Consider the following 17,362-nt stretch of genomic DNA (forward strand, 5'->3'; position numbering starts at 1 on the left):
GAGCGGCATGCGCATCATAGGACTCACCGGGGGGATCGCATCGGGCAAGACCAGCGCGGCGCACCTCTTCGAAAAGCTGGGAGCGGCAGTTGTCGACGCCGACCAACTGGCGCGGGAGGTAGTGCAGCCGGGCGAGGAGGCCCTGGCGCAGATCGTGGCGAGCTTCGGGGACAAGGTGCTCAACCCCGACGGCACCCTGAACCGCGCCACCCTGGGGGAGATCGTGTTCGCCGACCCGTCGGCGCGGCGCATCCTGGAGGGGATCACCCATCCCGCCATCAGGAAACGGGCGGAGGAGAAACTGCAGCGGCTCAGGGAGGCGGGGACCGGCACCGCCTTCTACGTGGCCCCGCTGCTCTTCGAGGCGGGAATCACCTCGCGGGTCCACGAGGTATGGGTGGTCTACCTGGACCAGGAGACCCAGCTGGCACGCCTGATGGCGCGCGACGGCCTCTCGCGGGAGGCGGCCCTCTCGCGGATAGCGTCGCAGATGCCGATGGAAGAAAAGAAAAAGCTGGGGAGGATCGTCATCGACAACCGCGGCAGCAGGGATGAGCTGGAGGCGCAGGTGCTCAAGCTGTGGCGCGAGGAGATAGCGGACCGGACCAAGGGGTGAGCCGGGACGAAAGCGAAGAGGTACGACGAAAAAGGCCCCCGCTTGCGGCGGGGGCCTTCCTTTTTTGCTATTTGTGGTACCCCAGCTTGTGGGAGATCTCCTCGCCGGAGCGGATCACCAGCGGGATCAGTTCCTTCTCCAGGCGCTCGTCGGTGAAGCGCATCGAGGGGCCGGAGATGCTCACCGCGCCGATGATGCGGCGGGTGTAGTCGCGGATCGGGGCGCCCACGCACTTCACGCCGACATCCATCTCCTCGTCGTCGATGGCGTACCCCTGCTCGGCGATCACCTTGAGGTGCTTCTTCAGCTCCTCGCGGTCGGTGACCGTCTTCGGGGTGTAGCGCTTCATTTCCTTGGTGGGGAGGTAGTTCTCCAGCTCCTCGTCGGTCATGTAGGCGATCTGGACCTTGCCGGCTGCGGTGCAGTAGGCCGGCAGACGGGCACCCACGCGCGGCACGACCCTGACGGTCAGGTCGGTTTCCACCACGTCCAGGTAGACGATGTGGAACTCCTTGAGGATGGCGACGTAGGTGGTCTCGTTGCACTCCTTGACCAGCGCCTCGAGCACCGGGCGGGACTGGCGCAGAAGACCCATCTGCTTGATGAAGGTCTGCCCCAGCTCCAGGGTCTTGAGCCCAAGCCGGTAGTTCTCCGTTACCTTGTTCTGCTCTATGTAGTTCCGCGACTCCAGGGTAGCCAGAAGGCGGAAAACGTTGTTCTTGTGAAGCTTCAGCCTCTTGCTCAGCTCGGTCACACCCAGTTCGTCCACCTCGTCATGGAACTGTTCCAGGAGGTCGAGTGCGTGGGAGACGGCCTGAATGATGTACTCAGATTTCTCTTTTTTCGCCATTGGCTGCACCTATGAATATCAGGAAAAATTTCAAACAATATTAACTAGGCCATTTGACAAGCCGTGTCAAGAAAATTAATCGCTTGATAAACCCTTTTAATGTGTTTAAACTCGCCCTACCGCTTCTCCCCGGAAGCCGCCCCGCAAGAGGTGCGGTAAAACAGCTTCCACTGGTAAAGTCGGCAGGATGCGACTCCGGATAGTGTCATACACGCAAAATATAGAATTATGTTCTAGAAATGTCAAGCAACAAGACGTTCGCAGCGATGCGATCTTGACGGTCTGGCGCCTGGGCATCGGCGCCGGCAAATCGGCGGAGAGCGACCGTGCGCCTCAACCTGATTTCCAAACTTGCCCTGGCCTCCGGGCTGGTGCTTTTGTGCACCATGGCCCTGTTCGCCTACCTGAACCTGAGGAGCCTCAAGGGGCTGCTGCTGCAGGAGGCGATCTCGGAGGCCGACCGCATCACCGAGACCATCATCCGCACCACCCATAACCAGATGCTCCGGGACGACCGTCCCCTCTTCTACAAGACCATCGAGGAGATCGGCAACCAGCAGGGGGTGGAGCGGATCCGGCTCATCAACAAGACCGGGCGCATCATCTTTTCCACGGACGACTCCGAGACCGGGACGGTGCTCGGCAAACACTCCGAGATCTGCGCGGTCTGCCACGGCGGCCCCGAACTCCTGCTCACCGCCTCCTCAAAGAACCGCAGCCGCCGCTTCTATGGCAGTTCCGGCGCCGAGTTCCTCGGTATCACCAACGCCATCTACAACGAGGAGAGCTGCTACACCGCGAGCTGTCACTTCCACCCCGAGAAGTTCAAGGTGCTCGGCGTGCTGGACGTGGTGGTCCCGCTGGACCGGATGCACTCCCTGTTGGATGCCTACCGCGGCCGGATGCTGTTCCTGACCCTGCTCCTCATCACCCTCACCTCGCTGAGCCTTACCTTCTTCACCCAGAAACTGGTGAACCGCCCGGTGCGTGAACTGTTGGAGCACACCCAGATGCTGTCGCGGGGGGAGTTGGACGGGCTGGTGCACAGTTTCGCCAACGACGAGATGGGGGAACTGGCCGACTCCTTCAACACCATGACCCTCAACCTGAAGAAGGCCCGGCAGGAGCTGGAGGGATGGGGACGCGACCTCGAGCAGATGGTGCAGCAAAGGACCCAGGAGATCACCCGGATGCAGGCGCAGTTGATCCGCTCCGAGAAGCTCGCCTCGCTGGGGGAGCTCGTGGCCGGCATCGCCCACGAGATCAACAACCCGCTCACCGGCATCCTGGTCTTCGCCTCCCTGATCCAGAGCAACCCAAGGCTCGACCCGGTCCTGAAGAACGACATAGAGACGGTGCTCAGGGAAACAAAGCGCTGCGCCGGCATCGTCAAGGGGCTTTTGGAGTTCGCCCGCTGCGCGCCGCCGCAGAAGACCCCCTGCTCGCTGAACGAGATCTCCGACGCGGCCCTCGAGCTGGTCAGGCACCAGATATTGTTCCAGGACGTCACCATCGCCCGCAACTACTCGGGCCGGATCCCGGCGCTTTTGCTCGACCCGAACCAGATCGAGCAGGTACTGGTGAACATGCTGGTCAACGCGGGGCACGCCCTGCGCGGCGAAGGGATGGTCATGGTGGTGACCGGCGTCGACCCGGTGCAGGAACTGGCCTTCATCAGGATCAGCGACAACGGCTGCGGCATCCCCGAGGCCAACCTGGGCCGCATCTTCGACCCCTTCTTCACCACCAAATCCAACAAGGGGACCGGCCTCGGGCTCTCCGTCTCCTACGGCATCATCCAGGAGCACGGCGGGCGCATCGAGGTGCAAAGCGAGGAAGGTGCCGGCACCACCTTCACCATCCTGCTCCCGGTCCCGCAAGCGGACGCCCCCCTCCCCCCCCTTCCGGATCCGAAGGGCGCCGGGCTTCCGGCCGGGCCGGAGACGGCCTGAAGCCGTATACAATACGGGCTTTTCCCCTCGACGCTCACCCTCCCGGCGCCCCGCACCGGGCGCAACTGCGCGGAAGAAAACGATTGACAGCGGGGGGCCGTATTGTTAGTTTACGTTCGGGCCACGCCCGGCTCGCGCCGCACCCCGGCATGGCCGGCCCCAACGTCACGCAGTACCGGAGCAGCAGTGAACATCACCACCAACGGCGAAGCCGTATCGATCGATCCCCTCACGGTTCAGCAGTACCTGGTCTCCCTCGGCATCGACCCGCGCCGCGTCGCGGTCGAGCTGAACCTGGACATCCTTCCCAAGGCGCAGTACGAGACCACCCTGCTCAAGGAGGGGGATGCCCTGGAGATCGTCCATTTCGTGGGAGGGGGCGCCGGCCGCGGCTAGGCGGCTCCCGCGGCGGGCCGCCGGCCCGTCTCCCGCTCACCTTGAGGCCCCGCAGCAGCCGGGCCGACCATCTAGACAAGTCGCTACCGATTGGAGAACAGTGATGCCCGTAACAAACGACAAGCTCGTCATCGCAGGACGCGAATTCGACTCCCGCCTCATGGTGGGGACCGGCAAGTACGCCGATTTCCAGCAGATGGTGCGCGCCATCGAGGTGTCCGGCGCCCAGATCATCACCGTGGCGGTGAGAAGGGTGAACATCTCGGACCGGAGCAAGGAATCCCTTTTAGACCACATCGACCTGAAGAAATATACACTGCTCCCCAACACCGCCGGCTGCTACAACGCCGAGGACGCCATCCGCACCTGTCGGCTCGCCCGCGAGGCGGGGCTCTCCGACTTCGTGAAACTCGAGGTGCTCGGGGACGAGAAGACGCTCTTCCCCAACAACGAGGAACTCCTGAAGGCGGCCAAGGTGCTCATCGCGGAAGGGTTCACCGTGCTCCCCTACACAAGCGACGACCCGATCATCTGCAAGAAGCTTGAGGACATGGGTTGCGCCGCGGTGATGCCGCTGGGCGCTCCGATCGGCTCCGGCCTTGGCATCCGCAACCCGTACAACATCCAGATCATCCTGGAGACGGTCAAGGTCCCGGTGATCGTGGACGCCGGCGTGGGCACAGCCTCCGATGCGGCCATCGCCATGGAGCTTGGCTGCGACGGCGTCCTCATGAACACCGCGATCGCCGGCGCCCAGGACCCGGTCGCCATGGCCGAGGCGATGAACCTCGCGGTCAGGGCGGGAAGGCTCGCCTACCGCGCCGGGCGCATCCCGAGGAAGCTCTACGCCAGCGCCTCCTCCCCCCTGGCGGGTCTCATCGCGTGAAAGGGCTCGACTCCCCCTGGATAGACTTCAACCTCTACCTGATCACCGGGCGCGGCGAGACCCTCGGGCGCAACCTGGAGTTCGTGGTAGAGGAGGCGCTCAGGGGGGGAGTGCGCGCCGTGCAGCTCAGGGACAAGGGGAGCAGCACCAAGGAGCTCTACGAGACGGCCCAGGAGCTGCGCCGCCTCACCTCGCGCTACGGCGCCAGGCTCTTCGTGAACGACCGCGTCGACGTGGCGCTGGCGGTGGACGCCGACGGGGTCCACATCGGCAGCTCCAGCCTGCCGCTTTACAAGGTGCGCAGGCTCCTGGGTGAGCGCAAGCTGATCGGGGTCTCCTGCCACAACCAGACCCAGGCCATCACGGCCCAGGAGATGGGGGCCGACTTCATCACCTTCGGCCCGGTCTACTACACCCCCAGCAAGGCCGAGTACGGCGAGCCGGTGGGGCTGGACAAACTGAACAAGGTGGCGCAGATGCTGCAGATCCCGGTGTTCGCGCTGGGGGGGGTGAACCTCGAGAACTGCGCCGAGACTGTCGCTGGTGAGGCGCGCGGCATCGCCCTCATCTCGGCCATCCTTTCCGCGGCGGACCCGCGCGACGCGGCCAAGAAGCTCCTGGCCCTGCTCCACCCGCTCGAGGAGCACAACGACTAGATGACTGCCGGCACAACCATCCATAGCGAGCTTCGCATCAACTCCTACGGTTCCTACTTGAGGCGCCGCTTCGGCTGCCGCGTCAGCAAGGTGAACGTGGACGGGGGCTTCACCTGCCCCAACCGCGACGGCAGCCGCGGCACCGGCGGATGCATCTACTGCGACAACAGCTCCTTCTCCCCCAAGGAGACCCAGCCCCTGATCCCGATCGAGGAGCAGATGGCCGCCGGGATGGAGTACCACCGCAGCCGCCTCTCCAGCGACAAGTTCATCGTCTACTTCCAGAAGTACACCAACACCTACGGCCCGGTGGAGAAGCTTGCGGATCTGTACCGGCGTGCCCTGGCCCACCCCGACGTCCTGGGGATCTCGGTCGGCACCCGTCCCGATTCGCTCACCCCCGCCGCCATCGAGCTTTTGACCGACCTCGCGCGCGAGCACTACGTCTGCGTGGAGCTCGGCCTGCAGTCCATGGACGACGCCATCCTCACCCGGATCAACCGCGGCCACACCCTGGCCGAGTACCTCGACGCGGTGCAGCGGCTCTCCGGCCGCGGCCTGGATATCTGCACCCACCTGATCTACGGCTTCCCCGGGGAGACCAGGAGCGGCTTTTTGAAGACTGCGCGTCTCATCGCCGGGCTCCCCGTCAACTCGGTCAAGCTGCACCAGCTGCACGCGGTGGAGAACACAAGGCTCGCCCAGATGTACCGGGACGGGAGCTGGCAGCCGATCGGCATCGACGAGTACGTGGCGACCGCCTGCGACTTCCTGGAGGAACTCCCGGCGCGGGTCACGGTGCAGCGGCTCTACGGCTCGGCCCCCCTTTCCATCCGGGTCGCGCCGAACTGGAACCTGAAGAACAACCAGATGTGGTACGCCGTGATCAACGAGCTGAGAAGGCGCGGCAGCTGGCAGGGATGCCGGCTCGCCAGCGAGGTCAGGGCGGCCTGAGAGGAGAACCATGAAGACGGCACAACTGGTCGGAAGCGCGGAACCGGTGAGGATCGGCAAGATCCTCTGCATCGGGCGCAACTACGCGGACCACATAAAGGAACTGGGCAACGAGGTACCGGAGCGCCCGGTGATCTTCACCAAGCCCGCCACCTGCGTGATCGGCGCCGGCGAGGAGGTGGTGATCCCCTCCTACTCAAGCGACTGCCACCACGAGGCGGAGCTGGCGCTTCTGATCGGCAGGAAAGGGAGCAACATCCCCCCCGAGCAGGCACTCTCCCACGTCGCGGGGTACGCCGTCGCCATCGACCTGACCCTGCGGGACGTGCAGGCGGAGCTCAAGAAGAAGGGGCTTCCCTGGGACATCGCCAAGGGGTTCGACACCGCCTGCCCCCTCTCCCCCTTCGTCCCGGCGGAGCAGGTGGCCGACCCGCACCAGCTGCGCATCACGCTCACCGTGAACGGCGAGAAACGCCAGGACGGCGGCACCGAGCTCATGATCCACCGCATCCCCGAGCTGTTGGCCTACCTTTCCTCCATCTTCACGCTGGAGCCGGGGGACCTGGTGCTGACCGGCACGCCGGCGGGGGTCGGCCCGATCAAAAGCGGCGACCGCGTGGTCGCCGAGATCGCCGGGGTGGGGAACATCGCCGTTTCGGTACGCTAGCAGTCCAGACCATAAGGAGGTTTGCCAATGACGAACGAGAAAAGCTGCCCGGATTGCCAGGGGCTCATGATCCTGATGCCGGGTTGAGGTGGCCTCTTCTGGCGGTGCCAGAAGTGTGGCAAGAAGCTTCCCCTGAGCGGAGACAACTCCAAAGGGTGCGGCTGCAGTTAAAGAAAGGCCCCTCTCCTCTCGGGAGAGGGTGCAGCGGAAGATCATCGCTGCCGGGAAAGAAGAAAGGGGGCTCGAACGAGCCCCCTTTTTCCGTCCCCCCCCCGGCCGGTTCAGACCGGCACCGCCGGTGCCCCGGCGCCCCCCGTCCAGACCGATCCGGCCTCCTCCCGCATCCGCTCCTCCCGGAGCACCTCGAGCAGACGCTCCTCGGAGAGCGGGCGGTGGTAGTAATACCCCTGCAGCTCGTCGCAGCCGCGCTGCGCCAGGTATTCCGCCTGTTCCCGGCTTTCCACCCCTTCCGCGATGACGTGGAGTTCCATCGCCTTGGCGATCCCGATGATGGCGTCCACGATGGCGCGCTCGTCGGGGAGCTCGCAGACGTTCTTGATGAAGGCGCGGTCGATCTTCAGGTGGTCGATGGGGAAGTTTTTCAGGTACTGCAGCGACGAATAGCCGGTGCCGAAGTCGTCGATGCCGATGGAGACGTTGAGCCCCTTCAGGCGGCAGAGCTTGGCGATGGTTTCGTCGACGTTCTTGATGAGGCAGGTCTCGGTGAGCTCCAGCTCCAGCAGTGCCGGGTCCACCCCGCTCTGCTCCACCACCTCCTCGACGGTGCGGCACAGGTCCCCGCGCACAAACTGGCGCCCCGAGATGTTGACCGACATCCTCAACGGCCGGCACCCCGCCTCCTGCCATTGCCGCAACTTGAGACAGGCGGTGTTCAGCACCCAACCTCCCAGGGGAATGATGATGCCGGTCTCTTCGGCCATCGGGATGAAGGCATCCGGCATCACCCTCCCCTTTTCCGGGCTCATCCAGCGCACCAGCGCCTCCACCGCGGCGATCCGCCCGCTGCGGGCGTCCACGATGGGCTGGTACTCCAGGAAAAACTCATCGCGGTCCAGGGCCATCCAGAGGTCGAATTCGAGCCGCATGCGGTCCTGCAGCTTCTGGTTCATCTGGGCGCTGTAGAAACAGAACTCCACGTCCGGCCGTTTTTTGGCGTTGTACATGGCGATGTCGGCGTTCTTCAGAAGGTTTTCCGGGGAAGTGCCGTCGTCGGGGTAAACTGATACGCCGATGCTCGCCCCAACGTAGACTTCCCTGCCGCTGACCTCGTAGACCGGGGTGAGGCGCCTGAGCAGGTTTTGCGCGATACAGCTTGCATTCTCCTCCTTGTCCAGGGTCGCCACCACCACGAACTCGTCCCCCCCAAGCCGCGCCAGGGTGTCCTTCTTGCGCACCGAGTTTTTCAGGCGGCGGGCCACCTCGATCAGTATCTGGTCCCCCGCCTCGTGACCGAGGGTGTCGTTGATAGGCTTGAAGCCGTTGAGATCGAAGAAGAGGGTGGCCATCTTGAGCCCCTCGCGCTGCGCCACGTCGATGGTATGCTCCATCCGGTCCAGCAGCATGCGGCGGTTCAACAGCCCGGTCAGGCTGTCATAGTAGGCCAGGGTCTCAAGCTGTTCCGCACTGCGCTTTTTCTCGGTGACGTCCTCCAAAAGGGTCGCCACCATCCCCTCACCCATGGGAAAGGTGTTCACGGTGAATACCCGTCCCGTCCCTTCCTGTTCCAGCTCCAGGCTCACCTCCCCCTGCAGCGCCCCTTGGACAGCCCCCCGCACCGGGGCGAAAAGCCCCCCCTGCAACTGGCGGATGCTCTTGCCGATGTCGTCCCGTCCGAAGCCGAACACCGACGCGGCCGCAGGGTTGGTGTCCGCCAGAACCAGGTCTGCCTCGCCCCCGTCTCCCGCGACGATCCGGTAAAGTGCCAGCCCCTCTTTGAGCGACTCGTAGACCGAACGGTACTTTTCCTCGCTCTGTTTAAGGCTGCGGTAGGCATTCTCGATGGCCCTAAGCGGCACGGTGCGCAGCCGGAAGAAGGTGAAGCCCGCGCCGATCGCCCCCAGGCAGAGCAAGAGCGCGGTCACCATGAGGGTCGGGGCCAGCGAGCGAGAGACCACAAGGACGGCCACCCGGTGCCCGGCGTCGTGGACCGGGAAGGATTTGGAAAGAATCGGCGGCAGCACCTTGTCCGAGCTCTCCGCGACCACCTCCCCTTTCAGGTTGTAGAGTACCCGCCGTTCCGTGGTCTGCGTCGAGCGGCGCGCCAGGAGCTCCTTCAGGCGCAGCTCTTCGAACTCCCACATCTTCGGGTTCGCCACCACCAAGGTGCCCACGACGCGCGCGTTGATCTCCCCCTCCGTTTCGATGACCCCGGTCATGTGCGAGAAGGCCATCACGAAGTAGATCGCGGGCGGCACCATCGTCAGCACGGCGGAGAGGATCCCCGCGGTGATGGTGGTGCTGCGGCGTATGGAGCGGCTGTGTTCGATCATTTCGCCTCGGTGATGAGGAGTCCGTGCTTGGCGGCGACGGCGCGCCCCTTCTTCGAGTAGAGGAACTTGATGAATTTAGTGACCGAGGCGGGGGCGTCCTTGCGGGTGACCAGGTACATCTCCTTGAGGTGGCGGTACCTCCCGGTGGCGAGGGTGGCGACGCTCGGCTGCACCCCGTCCAGCTTCAGGACGCTCACCGCGTTCGGCTCGGAAAGCGCCAGCGTCAGTGCCATCACGGCTACGGCCCCTTCCGTCTTCTTGACGGAGTCGAAGGTCTCGTTATCGGTTATGCCCACGAGCATGTCCTTGCGCGCGTGCGCCGCGGCCACCCCCCGGTCCATCTCCGGCGACAGGGAACGGGTCAGCTTGGTGTCCGTATCCTCGACCGGACGCAGCACCACCCGGACCAGCTCTCCTCCGGGCCACTTGGCGCTGCTGCCGGCGTACATCGCCGCCAGTTCCTTCAGCGTCACGCCGCTCGCCCGGACTCCGCGATTGGCGAGCACAGCCATTGGTGTCCGCCCCCACTCCTGCTGAACCAGCCCCTCCACGCTTTCGGCGGGTTTCAGCGGCCGGCTGGAAACGGCGAGATCGAGAGCGTTCCTGGACACGGCCTTGATGGCGGCGGAGCTCCCGAGGCTCTTCTCCATTACCACGACACATCCGCGGCTTTCCTTCTGGAATGCCGCCGTCAGCGGCTTTACCACCACAAGGCCGCTGCCGGTGCCGTTGATCCTGAGGGTTTCCGCGGCCGAGGAGGCCGGGGGGAACACGAGGGGGGAAAGGACGGCCACGACGGCCAATGCTGCCTGGACGAAAGACGGCATTGTTGTTCTCCTGTCAAACAGAATGGGAATGGGACCTGCGAGGGGCGCGGGGAGGTAGCGAAACGGCCACCGTCAATCCTAGCGTTATATCGGTTTTTACGATGTGATCTTAAGTACTATATACGGAAAATGCCATACAGGGGGGGGATGATGCGGGTGGCGAGAGAGCGGCGCGAGGCCCCGCGCTCGCAGGAGGGGCGGCTAGAGCAGGAAGTCGACCACCAGCCCCTTGATCTTGATGATCTGGGCAACGATCCTTATGTGGTCTTTCTGCTCCCGCATCACCAGGTGGTAGAGGAGGTCGGCCTCCTTGTCGATGACGGCGATCACCTCGTGGCTGCGGCCGGTGACCCCGCCGCTCAGCATCTCGATGCGGTAGGCCTCGGCGGAGACCTTGCGCGCCATGGTGGCGATCAGTTCCCGGAAGAGCTTGAAGTTGGCGATGGTCGGCTCCTGCTCCAGGACGTCCCCCGCCTTGTCGATCTCGTCCTTGAGGCGCTGCAGCTCCCCCTGGTACTCGGCGCTCGCCTTGGCGACCGCGGTCAACCGGCCGGCGAAGAGGGGAGCGCCGGTCCCGGCGACGCTCTTGGGAGCCGCCCCCTTCTCCTTCTTGGCTATGCTGCGGGAGTCTGATTTCTCGTTGATACGCATGCGCGGCACCGTTTGCCCCTGGTCGGGGCGGAACTAAAAAGGCCCCGAAAGGATTCGGGGCCGGACCTAGGCTCGGAAAGGAAGCTAGTTCTTGACGACGTTGGTGGCCTGCGGCCCCTTGGCGCCCTGGATCACGTCGAAGCTTACCGAGTCCCCCTCGGCCAGCGATTTGAAGCCGTCCCCCTGGATGGCCGAGAAGTGCACGAAGACGTCCCCGCCGTTATCCTGCTCGATGAAGCCAAACCCCTTCGCGTCGTTGAACCATTTCACCACACCGTTTGCCATTACTTTTTCTCCTGTGCTGCTGTTGTCGATTAGGGGGGGCGGCTCGATCCGCCCCCCCCTCTTTGCGTCTCAAGGACGCTATCCGCTAATACACGTTTACACCAAATGTGTCAAGCTCTCCGGCGTTCTCGCGACGCCCGTGCCGTGCCGCCTGCCGGACTAGGCGCTGGCCACGGGTTGCTGCAGGGCGTCACTTCCCTTTCCCGCTGCGCCCCCCTTGGCCGGAGCGGCCGCCTGGGCGTTCAGCGTGGCGTGGGCGGCGGCCAGGCGCGCGATGGGCACCCGGAACGGAGAGCAGGAGACGTAGTCGAGCCCGACCGAGTCGCAGAAGATGACCGAGGCGGGGTCGCCGCCGTGCTCGCCGCAGATGCCGAGCTTGATGTTGGGGCGGGTTGCGCGCCCCTTCTCGCAACCCATCCGGACCAGGGCGCCCACGCCGCTTTGGTCCAGGGTGACGAACGGGTCGTCCTCCAGGATGCCGTTCTCCACGTAGAAGGGGAGGAACTTGCCGGCATCGTCGCGGGAAAGGCCGAAGGTGGTCTGGGTCAGGTCGTTGGTGCCGAAGGAGAAGAAGTCGGCCTCGGTGGCGATGCTGTCGGCGGTGATCGCCGCACGCGGCAGTTCGATCATGGTGCCGATCAGGTACTCCACCTTCACCCCGTAGCGCTTCTGCACATCCTCGCAGACGGCGACCGCGTTGGCGCGCATGATGGAGAGCTCCTTGGTGACCGCCACCAGCGGGATCATGATCTCGGGGACGATCTGGAACCCTTCGTCCTTAACCAGCTCGCAGGCCGCCTCCATGATGGCCTGGACCTGCATGTCGTAGATCTCGGGGAAGGTGACGCCCAGGCGGCAGCCGCGGTGCCCGAGCATCGGGTTGAACTCGTGCAGGAACTCCACCTTGTGCTTCAGGGTCTGCACGGAGACCCCCATGGTGGCGGAGAGCGCCTCGATGTCCCTGTCCTCCTGGGGGAGGAACTCGTGCAGCGGCGGGTCGAGGAGGCGGATGGTGACGGGGAGCCCCTTCATCTCGCGGAAGAGCCCCTTGAAGTCACCCTTTTGCATGGGGAGGATCTTGGCGAGCGCCTTCTTCCTACCCTCGAGGTCGGCGGAAAGGATCATCTCGCGCACGGCGGCGATCCGGTCCGCCTCGAAGAACATGTGCTCGGTGCGGCACAGGCCGATACCCTCGGCGCCGAATTCGCGGGCGGTCTTGGCGTCGTGCGGGGTGTCCGCGTTGGCCCTGACCTTCATCCTGCGGAACTTGTCCACCCACGCCATCACGGTGGCGAAGTCGCCGCCGACGCCTGCGGCGACCATGGGGACGGCACCCTTCATCACCTCGCCGGTGGAGCCGTCCAGGGTGATCACGTCACCCTTCTTGATCACGCTGCCGTCCTTGGCCACGAACTGCCCCGACTGGTAGTCAACCTTGATGTCGCCGCAGCCGGCCACGCAGCACTTGCCCATGCCGCGGGCGACCACCGCCGCGTGCGAGGTCATGCCGCCGCGGGCGGTGAGGATCCCCTGGGCCGCGTGCATGCCATGGATGTCCTCCGGGGAGGTCTCGACGCGCACCAGGATCACCTTGTGGCCGAGCTTCGCCGCGCTCTCCGCCTCGTCGGCGGTGAACACCACCTCGCCGGAGGCCGCCCCCGGGGAGGCCGGGAGCCCCTTGGCGATCACCTTCTTCTCTGCCTTCGGGTCGAGGGAGGGGTGCAGCAGCTGGTCGAGCTGGTTCGGGGCGACGCGCAGGACCGCGGTCTTCTCGTCGATGAGACCCTCGGCCACCATGTCCACGGCGATCTTCAGGGCCGCCTTCGCGGTCCTCTTGCCGCTTCTGCACTGCAGCATGTAGAGGATCCCCTTTTCGATGGTGAATTCGATGTCCTGCATGTCCTTGTAGTGACGCTCAAGGATATCCCTGATATGCGCCAGCTGCTGGTAGCACTCGGGGAGCACCTCCTCCATGGAGGGGAGGTCGCCCGGCTTGTACTTGGCGCGGTTGATCGGCTGCGGGGTGCGGATGCCCGCCACCACGTCCTCGCCCTGGGCGTTCACCAGGTACTCGCCGTAGAAGTAGTTCTCGCCGGTGGAGGGATCGCGGGTGAAGGCGACGCCGGTGGCGCAGTCGTCACCCATGTTGCCGAACACCATGGACTGCACGTTGACCGCGGTGCCCCAGTCGGCCGGGATGTTGTTGAGCTTTCGGTAGGTGATGGCGCGCTGGTTCATCCAGGAGCCGAAAACGGCGCCGATGGCGCCCCAGAGCTGCTCCTTCGGGTCCTCGGGGAAGTCGACCCCGAGGGTCGCCTTGATCTTCGCCTTGAACTCGCCGACCAGCTCCTTCCAGTCGGAGGCCTTCAGGTCGGTGTCGAGGTGCACGCCGCGCGCCTCTTTCTTGCGCTCGAGGAGGTGCTCCAGCTCGTCCTTGTGCATCCCCATGACAACGTCGGAGTACATCTGCACGAAGCGGCGGTAGGCGTCGTAGGCGAAGCGCTCGTCGCCGGACTGGGCGATGATCCCCTGCACCGTGGTGTCGTTGAGACCGAGGTTCAGGATGGTGTCCATCATGCCTGGCATGGAGGCGCGGGCGCCGGAGCGGACCGAGACCAGGAGAGGGTTCTTGGCGTCGCCGAACTTCTTGCCCATGAGCCCCTCGACGCGGGCCAGGTTCGCCTCGACCTCGGCGGTCAGCGCGGCCGGGTACTGCTGGTTGTTCTTGTAGTACTCGGTGCAGACTTCCGTGGTGATGGTGAAGCCGGCCGGAACCGGGAGACCGATGGCGGTCATCTCCGCCAGGTTGGCCCCCTTCCCCCCCAGAAGCTCCTTCATTTTGGCGTTGCCGTCAGCCTTGCCCGCGCCAAAAAAGTAGACGTACTGCGTTCCCATGTGCACCCTCCTTAGATGTTGTTAATAAATTTGGAGCTTAAAGTATACACATAAACCGAAAAAGGCAAACAGCCGCCGGGAGTTGCACCCGGACGGCTGTTTACGTGAGCGTCAGATAAATCGTTGTGCTGCTGCGTTGGCCTGCTCCAGGGTGCCGCATCCCGGGTTCAGCTGTCGCAGTCTTTTCATGCCGACAACCTCGCGAAATCCGCCAGGCTCCCGAAGAGCCGCGCGATCGAGGTCAAAAGCGCCAGGCGGTTGCCGCGCACCTTCTCGTCCTCCGCCATGACCATGACCTTGTCGAAGAAGAGGTCGACGGCGGGCTTCAAGGTGGCGATCTCGGTGAGGGCGGCGAGGTAGTCGGCGCCGGAGAGTGCCGCATCCACCTTCTGCTTCACCTGCTGCTGCGCCTCGTAGAGCGCGCCCTCGGCCGGCTCCTGGAAGAGGTCGGCGGCTACCGGGGTGTCCACCCCTTCCTTCACGATGTTGCCGACGCGCTTGAAGGCGCCGGCCAGCGCGGCGAAGTCCTCGCGCTTTCTGAACTCGGCGAGTGCCTGGATCTTGGCGGCCGCCTCGACCAGGTCTTCGAAGGAGACGGAGACCACCGCGTCCACCACGTCGGAGGGGTAGCGGTCCGCCATCAGGTTCACGAAGCGGCCGCGGAAGAACTCGATGACGTCCTTGTAGACGTCCTCGACAGGGCGGGTCGCCTTGGCGGCGAGGAGTTCCAGGGATGCCCTCACGAGGCCGGAGACCGGCTCGCGGTACCCCTTGTCCAGGATGATGTTGATGATGCCCAGCGCCGAGCGGCGCAGCGCGTACGGGTCGGCGGAGCCGGTGGGGATAAGTCCCACGCTGAAGCAGCCGCAGATGGTGTCTATCTTGTCGGCGAGCGAAACGAAGGCGCCGATGTCGGAGGCGGGGAGCTCGCCGCCGGCCTGGGTGGGGAGGTAGTGCTCGGCGATGGCGTTGGCGACCGCCGCGTCCTCGCCGTCATGCAGCGCATACTCGCGTCCCATGATCCCCTGAACCTCGGGGAATTCACCGACCATGCCGGAGACGAGGTCCGCCTTGCACAGGGTGGCGGCACGGGCGGCCTTGTCGACCACAGCGGGGTTGTGCCGGGAGGCAAGCCCCTTGGCCAGCTCGCGGAAGCGCTCCATCTTTTCGTAGGAGGTGCCAAGCTTCGCCTGATAGACCACGCTCTTCAGGCTCTCGACGCGGGTCTCGAGCTTCACCTTGTGGTCCTCGTCGAAGAAGAAGCGGGCGTCGGAGAGGCGGGCCCGAAGGACGCGCTCGTTCCCCTTGACCACGACGGAGGGGTCCTCGGTCAGGGTGTTGTTGATGGTGATGAAGCCCGGCAGCAGTTTCCCCTGGTCGTCCACCAGGGAGAAGTAGCGCTGGTGCTCGCGCATGGAGGTGATGAGGACCTCGCGCGGCACGACCAGGAAGTCGGGGGAGAAGGTGCCGTGCACGGCGGAGGGGTACTCGACCAGGAAGGAAACCTGCTCGAGGAGCGCCTCGTCGGGGAGCACGTTCCCCTTGGCCTGGCGGGCCACCCGGTCGATCTCCTGGCGGATGATCGCCTTTCTCTTCTCCGGGTCGGGAATCACGAAGTGGCGCTCGCACTCCTCCAGGTAGTGGGCGAGGTCGCGCACCGGGAAGGTGTTGTTGGCCATGAAGCGGTGGCCGCGGGAGGCCGAGCCGCTCTCGATGTTGCCGAAGGAGAAGGGAACCACGGTGCCGCCGTAGAGCGCCACGATCCAGTGGATCGGGCGGGCGAAGCGGACGTCGAAGTCGGCCCAGCGCATGGACTTCTTGAAGGGGATGTTGCCGATCAGGCGGGGCAGCATCTCCGGGAGGAGCTCGGCGGTGTCGCGCCCCACCTCACTCTTGACCGCGGCGAGGTACTCCCCCTTCGGGGTCATGACCACCTTCAGGTCGGCGACCTCCACACCCTGACCGCGGGCGAAGCCCTGGGCGGCCTTGGTCGGGTTGCCGTCGGCGTCGTAGGCGGCGCTTTTGGCCGGCCCCATGGCGGTCAGTTCCGCGTCGGGCTGGCGCTCAGCCATCCCTTTCACCGCCAGCACCAGGCGGCGCGGGGTGCCGAGCGTCACGATCTCGCCGAACTCGATGCGGGCCGTCTCCAGCTCGCGCTTCATGAGGGCTTCCATGTCGGCCATCGCCTTGGGGACGAAGCCGGCCGGAATCTCCTCGCAACCTATTTCGAGGAACAGATCCTTAGCCATTAGCGACCTCCTTTCAGGAGCGGGAAGCCGAGCCGCTCGCGCATCTGCAGATACCCCTCGGCGCACAGGCGCGCCACGTTACGCACCTTGCCGATGTAGGAGGCGCGCTCGGTGACCGAGATGGCGCCGCGGGCGTCCAGGAGGTTGAAGGTGTGGGAGCACTTCATGACGTAGTCGTAGGCGGGGAGCACGAGCCCCTTCTCCACCAGGCGGACGCACTCATTCTCGTACATCTTGAAGAGGCTGAGCAGCATGTCGACGTCGGCCTCCTCGAAGTTGTAGGTGGAGAACTCGACCTCGCTCTCGTGGTGGATGTCGCCGTACTTGACCCCCTTGACCCACTCGAGGTCGTAGACGTTGTCCACGCCCTGCAGGTACATGGCGATCCTTTCGCAGCCGTAGGTGATCTCCGAGGAGACCGGCTTCAGATCGATGCCGCCGGCCTGCTGGAAGTAGGTGAACTGGGTGATCTCCATGCCGTCCAGCCAGACCTCCCAGCCAAGCCCCCAGGCGCCCAGGGTCGGGGATTCCCAGTCGTCCTCGACGAAGCGGATGTCGTGCTTGTTCGGGTCGATGCCGAAGGCGCGCAGGGAGTCGAGGTAGAGGTCCAGGATGTTCATGGGCGAGGGCTTCATGATCACCTGGAACTGGTAGTAGTGCTGCAGGCGGTTCGGGTTCTCGCCGTAGCGCCCGTCGGTCGGCCGCCTGGACGGTTCCACGTAGGCCACTTTCCACGGCTCGGGCCCGAGCACGCGCAGGAAGGTGGCCGGGTTGAAGGTCCCCGCCCCTTTTTCCGTATCATAGGGTTGCTGGATTACGCACCCCTGTCCCGCCCAATACCCCTGCAGGGAGAGGATCAGATCCTGAAATGTCAACACGCCGCCTCCGATCAAATCGTATATTTCAAGTGGTGCAGCTTTTTGAATAAAAAAGTTTACTGTATCCAAACAGTTAGGCTCGCCAGATTA

Annotated in this window: 15 protein-coding genes; 7 read left to right on the top strand and 8 right to left on the bottom strand. The window is 64.7% G+C overall.

Translation table 11 applies throughout. The features are described 5' to 3' along the window. Positions 1 to 7 precede the first annotated feature (7 nt). Positions 8 to 616 carry a dephospho-CoA kinase gene (gene coaE / locus KOM00_RS02785; protein WP_216497313.1) on the top strand — a complete coding sequence of 203 codons (609 nt, stop codon included), beginning with the start codon at positions 8 to 10 and terminating at the stop codon, positions 614 to 616. A gap of 67 nt (positions 617 to 683) precedes the next feature. On the opposite strand, the gene KOM00_RS02790 is transcribed toward coaE, so the two are convergent. Further along, the gene (locus KOM00_RS02790; protein ID WP_183345626.1) at positions 684 to 1,466 is read right to left on the bottom strand and encodes an IclR family transcriptional regulator; all 783 of its coding nucleotides are present in this window, start codon (positions 1,464 to 1,466) and stop codon (positions 684 to 686) included. Positions 1,467 to 1,792: 326 nt separating this feature from the next. Between KOM00_RS02790 and KOM00_RS02795 the strand changes: the two genes are divergently transcribed. The 6 genes from KOM00_RS02795 to KOM00_RS02820 all read left to right on the top strand — a co-directional run bounded on the left by KOM00_RS02795 (position 1,793) and on the right by KOM00_RS02820 (position 6,977). Then, positions 1,793 to 3,418: a sensor histidine kinase gene (locus KOM00_RS02795; RefSeq protein WP_216497314.1), complete on the top strand. Its 1,626-nt coding sequence runs from the start codon at positions 1,793 to 1,795 to the stop codon at positions 3,416 to 3,418. A 186-nt stretch (positions 3,419 to 3,604) separates the two neighbouring features. Beyond that, on the top strand, positions 3,605 to 3,814 hold the full coding sequence (thiS, locus tag KOM00_RS02800; protein WP_216497315.1) for a sulfur carrier protein ThiS: 210 nt from the start codon (positions 3,605 to 3,607) through the stop codon (positions 3,812 to 3,814). Between the two features lie 103 nt (positions 3,815 to 3,917). Beyond that, positions 3,918 to 4,700 carry a thiazole synthase gene (locus KOM00_RS02805; RefSeq protein WP_216497316.1) on the top strand — a complete coding sequence of 261 codons (783 nt, stop codon included), beginning with the start codon at positions 3,918 to 3,920 and terminating at the stop codon, positions 4,698 to 4,700. Then, the gene (thiE, locus tag KOM00_RS02810) at positions 4,697 to 5,356 is read left to right on the top strand and encodes a thiamine phosphate synthase (protein WP_216497317.1); all 660 of its coding nucleotides are present in this window, start codon (positions 4,697 to 4,699) and stop codon (positions 5,354 to 5,356) included. Before KOM00_RS02805 ends, thiE begins: the two co-directional genes overlap by 4 nt. Next, a complete protein-coding gene (locus KOM00_RS02815; RefSeq protein WP_216497318.1) occupies positions 5,357 to 6,310 on the top strand; it encodes a TIGR01212 family radical SAM protein in 954 nt (317 codons plus the stop codon). It abuts the gene before it with no gap. 10 nt (positions 6,311 to 6,320) lie between these two features. Continuing rightward, positions 6,321 to 6,977 carry a fumarylacetoacetate hydrolase family protein gene (locus KOM00_RS02820; RefSeq protein ID WP_216497320.1) on the top strand — a complete coding sequence of 219 codons (657 nt, stop codon included), beginning with the start codon at positions 6,321 to 6,323 and terminating at the stop codon, positions 6,975 to 6,977. Positions 6,978 to 7,258: 281 nt separating this feature from the next. On the opposite strand, the gene KOM00_RS02825 is transcribed toward KOM00_RS02820, so the two are convergent. The 7 genes from KOM00_RS02825 to glyQ form a co-directional block, all read right to left on the bottom strand. Continuing rightward, positions 7,259 to 9,487: a putative bifunctional diguanylate cyclase/phosphodiesterase gene (locus KOM00_RS02825; RefSeq protein ID WP_216497321.1), complete on the bottom strand. Its 2,229-nt coding sequence runs from the start codon at positions 9,485 to 9,487 to the stop codon at positions 7,259 to 7,261. Then, the gene (locus tag KOM00_RS02830; protein ID WP_216497322.1) at positions 9,484 to 10,314 is read right to left on the bottom strand and encodes a PstS family phosphate ABC transporter substrate-binding protein; all 831 of its coding nucleotides are present in this window, start codon (positions 10,312 to 10,314) and stop codon (positions 9,484 to 9,486) included. Before KOM00_RS02830 ends, KOM00_RS02825 begins: the two co-directional genes overlap by 4 nt. A 201-nt stretch (positions 10,315 to 10,515) precedes the next feature. Next, positions 10,516 to 10,965: a YaaR family protein gene (locus KOM00_RS02835; protein WP_216497323.1), complete on the bottom strand. Its 450-nt coding sequence runs from the start codon at positions 10,963 to 10,965 to the stop codon at positions 10,516 to 10,518. Positions 10,966 to 11,049: 84 nt separating this feature from the next. Beyond that, positions 11,050 to 11,250, bottom strand: coding sequence for a cold-shock protein (locus KOM00_RS02840; RefSeq protein ID WP_216497324.1), 201 nt, complete (start codon positions 11,248 to 11,250; stop codon positions 11,050 to 11,052). Positions 11,251 to 11,409: 159 nt separating this feature from the next. Further along, positions 11,410 to 14,145 carry a pyruvate, phosphate dikinase gene (ppdK, locus tag KOM00_RS02845; RefSeq protein WP_216497325.1) on the bottom strand — a complete coding sequence of 912 codons (2,736 nt, stop codon included), beginning with the start codon at positions 14,143 to 14,145 and terminating at the stop codon, positions 11,410 to 11,412. Positions 14,146 to 14,330: 185 nt separating this feature from the next. After that, positions 14,331 to 16,394 (bottom strand): glycine--tRNA ligase subunit beta, encoded by a 2,064-nt coding sequence (gene glyS / locus KOM00_RS02850; protein WP_216497326.1) that lies wholly within the window; start codon positions 16,392 to 16,394, stop codon positions 14,331 to 14,333. Further along, entirely contained in the window at positions 16,394 to 17,269 is an 876-nt protein-coding gene (gene glyQ, locus KOM00_RS02855) for a glycine--tRNA ligase subunit alpha (RefSeq protein WP_236026710.1), read from the bottom strand. The genes glyS and glyQ overlap by 1 nt, the downstream gene beginning before the upstream one ends. Positions 17,270 to 17,362: the final 93 nt, after the last annotated feature.

It is taken from the genome of Geomonas diazotrophica (assembly GCF_018919385.1).
Lineage (GTDB): Bacteria > Desulfobacterota > Desulfuromonadia > Geobacterales > Geobacteraceae > Geomonas > Geomonas diazotrophica.

Bases quoted from the DNA above. Each gene is read 5' to 3' on its own strand.
- KOM00_RS02815 (WP_216497318.1), top strand. From the start codon at position 5,357: ATGACTGCCGGCACAACCATCCATAGCGAGCTTCGCATCAACTCCTAC.
- glyS (WP_216497326.1), bottom strand. From the start codon at position 16,394: ATGGCTAAGGATCTGTTCCTCGAAATAGGTTGCGAGGAGATTCCGGCC.
- ppdK (WP_216497325.1), bottom strand. From the start codon at position 14,145: ATGGGAACGCAGTACGTCTACTTTTTTGGCGCGGGCAAGGCTGACGGC.
- KOM00_RS02835 (WP_216497323.1), bottom strand. From the start codon at position 10,965: ATGCGTATCAACGAGAAATCAGACTCCCGCAGCATAGCCAAGAAGGAG.
- coaE (WP_216497313.1), top strand. From the start codon at position 8: ATGCGCATCATAGGACTCACCGGGGGGATCGCATCGGGCAAGACCAGC.
- KOM00_RS02825 (WP_216497321.1), bottom strand. From the start codon at position 9,487: ATGATCGAACACAGCCGCTCCATACGCCGCAGCACCACCATCACCGCG.
- KOM00_RS02805 (WP_216497316.1), top strand. From the start codon at position 3,918: ATGCCCGTAACAAACGACAAGCTCGTCATCGCAGGACGCGAATTCGAC.
- KOM00_RS02830 (WP_216497322.1), bottom strand. From the start codon at position 10,314: ATGCCGTCTTTCGTCCAGGCAGCATTGGCCGTCGTGGCCGTCCTTTCC.
- KOM00_RS02840 (WP_216497324.1), bottom strand. From the start codon at position 11,250: ATGGCAAACGGTGTGGTGAAATGGTTCAACGACGCGAAGGGGTTTGGC.
- KOM00_RS02820 (WP_216497320.1), top strand. From the start codon at position 6,321: ATGAAGACGGCACAACTGGTCGGAAGCGCGGAACCGGTGAGGATCGGC.
- KOM00_RS02790 (WP_183345626.1), bottom strand. From the start codon at position 1,466: ATGGCGAAAAAAGAGAAATCTGAGTACATCATTCAGGCCGTCTCCCAC.